A 1595-nucleotide genomic window follows, 5' to 3' on the forward strand; every position below is an offset into this window, starting at 1 on the left:
GATATTAAAGCATATGCACCAGCATCACATGAGATCATGTTATTATTTGATCTTAATTTTCCAAAACGTGTTTCTCGTTCACCAAGATACTTTTAATCAGTTAAGCTAAAAACAATTATGAAAAACTTTAAAACATTATTATTTATTACGTTGATGAGTAGCTTTTGCTTAACTGCTCAGAATAAAGATACCAAGAAAGCAGATAAGCACTTTGCTAGATTTGAATTTGTAAAAGCTGCAGAAAGCTATAACAAACTTGTAGAAGACGGTAAAGCAGACGACTATGTTTACGGACAACTTGCAGAAAGTTATTATAACATTTTTAATACCGAAGCTGCTGAGCGTTGGTATGCTAAAGCTTTAGAAACTTCTGAAAAACCAGAAATGGTATACAAATATTCTCAAATGCTTAAAGCAAATGGGAAATATGAAGCCTCTAATCAGCAAATGGATAAGTTTGCGACAATGCGTCCTGCAGATAATAGAGCTATAGCATTTAGAAAAAATCCGGATTACCTTCCTAAAATTTTAGAACAAGGTAAAAAGTTTAATGTACAAAATGCAGATTTTAACTCTACACAATCAGATTTTGGTGGTATCTTACATGATGGTAAATTATACATCACTTCTGGTCGTAATGACAATCGTAAAACTTATGGTTGGAATGACCAACCTTACTTAGATATTTACACTATTGTTAAAAACGCTGATAGTACTTATCAAGAAGCTACTTTAGCTAACAAAAAAATAAATACAAAATTTCACGAAGGTTTAGTTTCCTTTACTCCTGATGGAAAAACAATGTATTTCTCTAGAGAAAGTTATTTTGAAAAAGACTTTCAAAAAGATTCTCTAAGCAGTACGCGTTTTAGCCAACTGTATTTATTTAAAGCTACTAAGTTGGGCGACGATTGGGATATGGTTGAAAATTTAGCTATTAATAGTGAAAACTACTCTGTTAAAAACCCTTCTGTTAGCGCAGATGGTAAAACACTTTATTTTTCTTCTAATATGCCTGGCGGTTTTGGAGATTTTGATATCTACAAAGCTGCAATAAATGCTGATGGAACTATAGGTGAACCTGAAAACTTAGGTCAAAAAATAAATACTGAAGGGCAAGAAATGTTCCCTTACATCAGTAGTAATAATACTCTATACTTTTCTTCTAATGGTCATTTAGGTCTTGGTGGATTAGATGTATTTTACACTAAAGAAATTGATGGTAAACTAGCTCCTGCTCGTAATGTAGGTATTCCTATTAACAGTAACGCTGATGATTTTGCTTTCATTATTGATGAAGAAAACGGTGATGGTTTTGTTTCTTCAAACAGAGAAGGTGGAAAAGGAAGTGACGATATTTACGAATTCAAAAAATTACAACCACTTTGTGATGTATTAATAAGCGCTACCGTTTTAGATGACAAAACACGCGAGCCTATTAGTGCTGCTGCTGTTACATTGTATGATAGTGAAGGCAATAAAGTAGTTTCTAAAATGACAAACACTCAAGGTATTGCTGAGTTTATAGTAGAATGTGATGAGGATAGCGAATTAGAAGTTGTAATGGATGGTTTTGACAGTAAAAAAGTTCCTGT

General features: G+C 32.8%; 1 protein-coding gene. It reads left to right on the top strand.

Annotated elements, in window-relative coordinates:
* Positions 1-117 precede the first annotated feature (117 nt).
* The coding region (locus KO504_RS01155; RefSeq protein ID WP_215924502.1) for a cell envelope biogenesis protein OmpA at positions 118-1595 on the top strand (1478 nt) is incomplete at its 3' end.

Source organism: Winogradskyella psychrotolerans, from assembly GCF_018860565.1.
Classification (GTDB): Bacteria; Bacteroidota; Bacteroidia; order Flavobacteriales; family Flavobacteriaceae; genus Winogradskyella; species Winogradskyella damuponensis.